This window comes from Grimontia sp. AD028 (assembly GCF_000973155.1).
GTDB lineage: Bacteria > Pseudomonadota > Gammaproteobacteria > Enterobacterales > Vibrionaceae > Enterovibrio > Enterovibrio indicus.
On sequence record NZ_LASY01000177.1, the window covers coordinates 1 to 6,560 of the forward strand.

At 48.0% G+C, this 6,560-nt stretch carries 5 protein-coding genes; 4 read left to right on the top strand and 1 reads right to left on the bottom strand.

The window, feature by feature from the left end; translation table 11 throughout:
- A partial coding sequence (locus tag RN22_RS23995) for an ABC-F family ATPase (protein ID WP_046308454.1) occupies window positions 1-1,413 on the bottom strand: 1,413 nt, incomplete at its 3' end.
- 257 nt (window positions 1,414-1,670) lie between these two features.
- Between RN22_RS23995 and RN22_RS24000 the strand changes: the two genes are divergently transcribed.
- The 4 genes from RN22_RS24000 to RN22_RS24015 all read left to right on the top strand — a co-directional run bounded on the left by RN22_RS24000 (window position 1,671) and on the right by RN22_RS24015 (window position 6,447).
- Window positions 1,671-3,479 carry a GGDEF domain-containing protein gene (locus RN22_RS24000; protein WP_046308452.1) on the top strand — a complete coding sequence of 603 codons (1,809 nt, stop codon included), beginning with the start codon at window positions 1,671-1,673 and terminating at the stop codon, window positions 3,477-3,479.
- Between the two features lie 351 nt (window positions 3,480-3,830).
- Complete coding sequence (locus RN22_RS24005) at window positions 3,831-4,850, top strand: sensor histidine kinase (RefSeq protein ID WP_002541136.1); 1,020 nt, start codon at window positions 3,831-3,833, stop codon at window positions 4,848-4,850.
- Window positions 4,838-5,587: a LytTR family DNA-binding domain-containing protein gene (locus RN22_RS24010; protein ID WP_002541135.1), complete on the top strand. Its 750-nt coding sequence runs from the start codon at window positions 4,838-4,840 to the stop codon at window positions 5,585-5,587. Before RN22_RS24005 ends, RN22_RS24010 begins: the two co-directional genes overlap by 13 nt.
- A gap of 200 nt (window positions 5,588-5,787) precedes the next feature.
- A complete protein-coding gene (locus RN22_RS24015) occupies window positions 5,788-6,447 on the top strand; it encodes a hypothetical protein (protein WP_046308453.1) in 660 nt (219 codons plus the stop codon).
- The last annotated feature ends 113 nt before the right edge of the window (window positions 6,448-6,560 follow it).

The window sequence follows — 6,560 nt, forward strand, 5'->3', positions numbered from 1 at the left end:
TTCCATGTCCATGTGGTTGGTCGGTTCATCCATCAGCAGCATGTTTGGCTTGTGCATCATGATCTTGCCAAGCAGCATACGGCCTTGCTCACCACCAGACAGCACTTTGACAGACTTCTTGATGTCATCTTGAGAGAACAGCATACGGCCAAGGAAGCCACGAACGGTTTGCTCGTCATCACCTTCTTGCTGCCACTGGCTCATCCACTCCATCAGGTTCATGTCTTGCTCAAAGTCATGAGCGTGATCCTGCGCGTAGTAACCGATGTTTGAATTCTCAGACCACTTGTATTCACCGGTACGTGGCTCTAGCACACCTGCCAGCGTATTCAGAAGAGTGGTTTTACCCACGCCGTTCTCACCAATGATCGCAACGCGCTCGCCCACTTCAAAAATGCCGCCGAAGTTCGCGAACAAATCAGCTTCAAAACCTTGGCTCAGGTTTTCGACTTCCAGTGCGTTACGGAACAGCTCTTTTGACTGCTCGAAACGAATGAATGGGTTCTGACGGCTTGATGCCTTCACTTCACTCAGTTGGATCTTGTCGATTTGCTTCGCACGTGAAGTCGCTTGTTTTGCTTTAGAGGCGTTTGCAGAGAAACGCGCAACGAAGGTTTGCAGCTCAGCAATCTGTGCTTTCTTCTTCGCATTGTCTGCCAGCAGACGCTCACGCGCTTGTGTCGCTGCTGTCATATATTCGTCGTAGTTACCTGGATAAACGCGCAATTCACCGTAGTCCAGGTCAGCCATGTGAGTACACACTGAGTTCAGGAAGTGACGGTCGTGCGAGATGATGATCATGGTGCAGTTACGCTCGTTCAGCGTGTCTTCCAGCCAACGAATGGTGTCGATGTCCAGGTTGTTCGTTGGTTCGTCAAGCAGCATGATGTCTGGGTCTGCAAACAGTACCTGCGCCAGAAGCACACGCAGTTTCCAGCCCGGTGCTACCGCACTCATTAGGCCGTAATGTTGCTCAACAGGAATACCTACCGCCAGCAGCAATTCACCCGCTTTGGACTCTGCCATGTAGCCGTCCATCTCAGCGAATTCCACTTCCAGATCAGCCACACGCATGCCGTCTTCTTCGCTCATTTCTGGCAGAGAATAGATACGGTCACGTTCTTGTTTCACAGCCCACAGCTCTTTATGGCCCATGATAACCGTGTCGATAACTGTGAAGTTCTCGTAGGCAAACTGATCCTGGTTCAGCTTGGCAACACGCTCATTAGGATCAACGCTTACATTACCGCTGGTTGGTTCCAATTCACGGCTCAGGATCTTCATGAACGTTGATTTACCACAGCCGTTCGCCCCGATAAGGCCGTAACGGTTACCTTCACCGAACTTTACGGAAATGTTTTCGAAAAGTGGCTTGGCGCCGAATTGCTGGGTGATATTAGCTGTACTAAGCAAGGCAATAATCCTGAACTGAGAATGGAAAACGCCGCAAGGGTACAGAGTTCGCTCCAGTACTTCAAGCAAACAGCGAAACAAGTCACATTTCTGTCATTCACAGCCCGGTTTAACAACAAAAGTTTGCGCCAAGTCCCAAGCTCCCACATTCGGCCTGCAAGGCCCCAAATTCAGAGAATTAGTAACTACACTTAGTGGATTACTCTGTCTCAAATTAAATACAACCATTGACAGTCTTGAACACTTTTGAGAGCGCTATGGATACAAAGATCATCTCGACATTCTTCCGCTTGAATACCCTGCCCGTGCTTGGTGTGGTTTTGGGGGCTTTTCTCTCCACTTTGTTGGTTGCCGTTGCTTCTTCCAATGCCTCCGCAGACGCTGGTGCTAAGCAGGTGCTGTATATCAACGCCTTTCACCGCGGTTATGGTTGGAGTGACGAAATCGAAAGTGGCATTCGCGACACTTTCGATGCAACGGGGACAGAGATCGATCTTTCCGTGGTCTATCTCGACACACTGAGATATCAAGGGGAAACCGTCAGTGAAAAAGTCGCCGAGCTGCTGGCAATCAAACAAGTTGCCGATGCCACCGACTTGGTCATCACTTCTGACAATGCCGCATTAGATTTTGCGCTTCTCCATCAAAAGGAGCTGTTCCCTAAACAACCCATCCTCTATACCGCTCTGAAAGATTACCCGATCGACGGGTTAAGTACCGCTATCAATACAACCGGCATTTCCGAGTACAGTGATTATAAAAATGCCGTGGACCTCGCCTTGTCCCAGCACACTGACGCCCGTTCTATTGTGTTTGTGGGAACCACAAAAGAAGGCCATAACAAACGTGTTGTCGACATCGTGAGGGAAAGCGTGCTTCCAGCCTACGTCGATATCCTTGATACTGAAATTATCGTCGATAAGTCTATCGAAGCGTTGGATGCCGAGTTAAGCCAGTTCCCAGCACACTCACTGATTTTCCTTTTGAGTAATACCCTGCCTAAATCCGATGGCTCCGAATACAGCCCAGCGGAAACGGCAAGACTCCTTTCGTCTATCGCTCCGTTCCCTGTCTATACCTATTGGCATTCCCATATCGGTCACGGCGCGATAGGCGGTCAGATAGTCACAGGTTACAGCCAGGGTAAAGCCGCAGCTCAGCTGGCGCTCGAAGTGCTTTCAAGGGATGTTGCAACTCCCCTACCTTCCGCCATGTCAGCGCCTGCCTCATTGTTTTTTGACCTTGAATCCATGGAGAAGCACAAAGTATCTCGTGATGACCTACCCGAGGGCACCCGCTTCATTAACTACCAACCGCCGATCTGGCAGGAATACAAAACCGAAGCCCTGACCACTTTGGTGATTATCTTCGGTTTAGCTTCACTGGTACTTGCCTTCTCTTTACTGACCAAAAGACAAAGTGAAACTATTCACCAGATCAGTGATGAGAATGTAGAGCTGACACACGCACTGGATTTGAATCAGGAGGCATTGGACGATGTCACGCACCAACTGGAAGAAGTGAACCCGATTGATGAACTGACAGGATTGAGCAACTTCCGTCACTTCAACGACATGCTCGACAAAGAGCTTCGCAGAGCCAGTCGCTACAAAACCCCTCTCAGCTTGCTGATGATTTCCGTCGATAAATTTGAGGAATACAAATCAGCCCAAGGAGAAGAAGCCGCGAATAATGTACTGACAGACATCAGTAAAGTGATCTCCGAAACCTGCCAGCGCTCATCCGATGTGCTTGCCCATTTGGTGGACGAAAAATTCGCCATCATTCTTCCTCATACGACCCGAGAAAACTCGCACATAGTCTGTCAAAAGCTACATGATCAACTGATGGTTAAAAATCTTCCTTTCGTCCTGTCCCAAACAGGTGCTGTCACCCTTAGCATCGGCTTGTCATCTCTCGAAGCCAGCGGTGAGCGTATAAACCCACAGCACATGTTCAATACCAGCGAAATGATGAGAATAGATGCGGAGAGGCAAGGCGGAAACGGCACCCGCTCGGACATTATTGCTATTCATCCGGAATCAGGTTCTTCGAGCACCAGCTAGCCCTCACGGTTCACCTTCCCTTCACTCCCAAATAGCACCGATCATCTTCATATCGGTGCTTTCATCGCATTGGACTAACAGTCTTCACAAAATGGGTTAGTGTGAGCGGGTTGGTTGTTTTTCCTTAATTATTTTACGGAAAAGCTACTGTGCATCCGAAATACCTTATCGAAAGGCGCGCATGATTTATGCTGCGCCTCTTTTTTAGCCCAACAACTAGAACATCTCTACCCATAACAATGATTCGAGAATCAAAATTCTCGAGCATCTTCACCAATATAAGGACAGATAGGTATTTCACGGTAAAACAATAATAACTAACATCGCATTTGTTAGAAAAGATAGAGCACAATGAACCCTACAATCGCATACCTAGAGCGCACGCGCGTTCTCGTCGTTATCGGAATTTGTTCTGTAATTGCATACATTACAGGGTTTCTTTTCGGCGGGGCTTTTTACTACCACCTAGCCATTTCACTCGGCTACGGTGTCACTCTCAATTTTCTGCACGTATTTCTGGCGAGAAACTTCCCCAAATGGTCAAACCCCAAGCGAACGGCTATTGCCGTTAGCGTAGGCTCGATCATTGGCACCATGAATATGCAGTTGTGGATTTATCAGTACCGTGGTTTCTGGCGGACAGAAGTACTTCTTCCCACGCTAATATTCACGGTTTCTGTCGCGATCTTTACAGCCTGCTTTTTCATCATGCGTGACAGAGCAAGAGAAGCAGAAAATGACCTCAAAGATTCGCAACTGCGGCAAGCGGAGCAAGAAAAAGCCCTGATAAACAGCCAACTGAAAAGCCTCCAGGGGCAGATGGAACCGCATTTTCTTTTTAATACGCTGGCTAACATCCAGGTGTTAATTGACATTGATGCGCCCAAAGCAAAATTACTGCTCGAGAAAATCACGGACTTACTCAGGGCAAGTTTGAAACAGCAGCGCAAAGACACTGTCTCCCTGAATGACGAACTTAAGTTGCTGGACAGCTACCTCTCTATTCAACAGATCCGCTTATGTGATCGCATGGGGTTTGAAATCAAAGTCGACCCCTCGATCTCCAAGCAACTCCGCATCCCTCCATTCCTGATTCAACCAGCTGTCGAGAACGCCGTGGTGCATGGCATAGAGCCTTCAGTGAAAGGAGGATACATCCAAATCAATTTCTTGAAAGAAGACGACATGCTTACCGTGGAAATTTCCGATAACGGCATTGGCTTTAATGATGGTTCTAAAGGCAATGGTGTAAGCATGAAGAACGTGAAGGAACGCCTTTCAACCCTCTATGGTGAAAAAGGCAGACTAAAACTCATTCCCCATCATGGAGGGGGATTCACGACAAGGATTTCATTTCAATGCGAGCAATAATTGCGGACGACGAGCCGATTCTCCGTCATCACTTAAGTCGGCTTCTCGGGGCGGTATCTTCTGAGATTGACGTTGTAGCTAGCGCGAAAGACGGTATTGAGGCACTAGACCTCATCAAGAAACTTCAACCCGACGTGGTATTTCTTGATATCAGGATGCCGGGGCTGGATGGACTCGAAGTGGCGAACCTTATTAGCGATATGAAAAAGCCACCCCGCATTGTTTTCGTCACGGCATATGATCATTATGCCATCGAGGCCTTTGAGCAAGGTGCCATTGATTACCTTATCAAGCCCATTGATGAGAAGCGCCTAACCAAGACATGCTCTCGCTTAAAAACGCGTACCAAACCCACGCTAAATGCTGACGAGCTGACCCAAATACTTTCTCAAACAAAGGAGAAAGCTGAACAACCACTCACTTGGTTAAAAGCGGCAAAAGGTGAAGATATCCACCTTATTCATGTTGATGATGTCGAATACTTTCGGGCAGAAGACAAATACGTCACCGTCGTGACCAACGACGCTGAATACATCATCCGCACCCCGCTCCGCAACCTTTCTCAGATGCTGTGTGAGGAAACCTTCTGGCAAATTCACCGCTCTGTCATCGTGAAAGTGTCCGCGATAAATCGTGTATTTAAGGACATGACCGGCAAGATGGTGGTTGAAGTGGCTTCCAATCAGAGCCAACTCCCCGTGAGCCGAAATGCGCACGCTTTGTTCAAGCAAATGTAACTTATACCCAAACACTCTGAAGACGCTCGCATTCAGCATCTTCAGAGTGTTTGGGTGTCTATCACCTCGTTTTCGGTTCAAATCATCCAAATGCGGTTTATCGGCCAAAAATGCATTTGGTCTCATCGCACTTTTCTTTTCTCTAACCTGATGTAGCTTGGCATCGTGAAAAGACAAGGAAACACTCAAGGAGAAGGACAATGTACATCAAGGACAATTGGCTGAGTCGCATAACGCTGTTAGCTATTGTCGGATTCGTTGTCGTTTCCGCTTTGTGGTTTAAGCAAGTTAACGCCGGCCCGATGCAAAAGACGCTTCAAGACGCCTTTGTAGATGCCAGCACGGGAGACCGTAGCGCAGGCGATCACGTACTGAGCGCCGTCGAAAACCTGCTTATTCAGTATCCCGAAGATGCCCTGTTGACCGCCTATTACGGCAGTACTATGTCAATGAAAGGACGTGATTCGTGGCTACCTTGGAACCGCCAGAAGTATTCAGAAATTGGTGTCGACTCGTTAAATAAATCACTTAAAAGACTATCGGACGAGTCGTTTAACAAACCTTATTACGGGCTCAATGAAGGGCTTTACATACAGTCGCTTGCTGCCATCACCTTCATTAGTCTGCCTGAATCTTTCGAACAACGAGATCGTGGTTTTGAAATGCTGAAAACCATGATGGCGTCTGAAGAACTCGGTTACTACCCTTTCGGGCCACGTGCTTGGATACACATTGAAGCGGTAAAAGCCGCTATTGATATGGAAGAAACAAGCACAGCGACCCAATGGGCAAATGAAATGCAGCGCCTTGCACCTACCCATCCTTATACCCAACAAGCGCTGGAATTGGTGACAAACTAACCAAGCACATCATGCTTACGCAACTTTCTGCCCATCAATGATGTCTATACCCAAACAACTTGAAGATGCAGGATTCAGCGAGTTTGACTGGCGTTGTGATCGCGGCGTTCCTT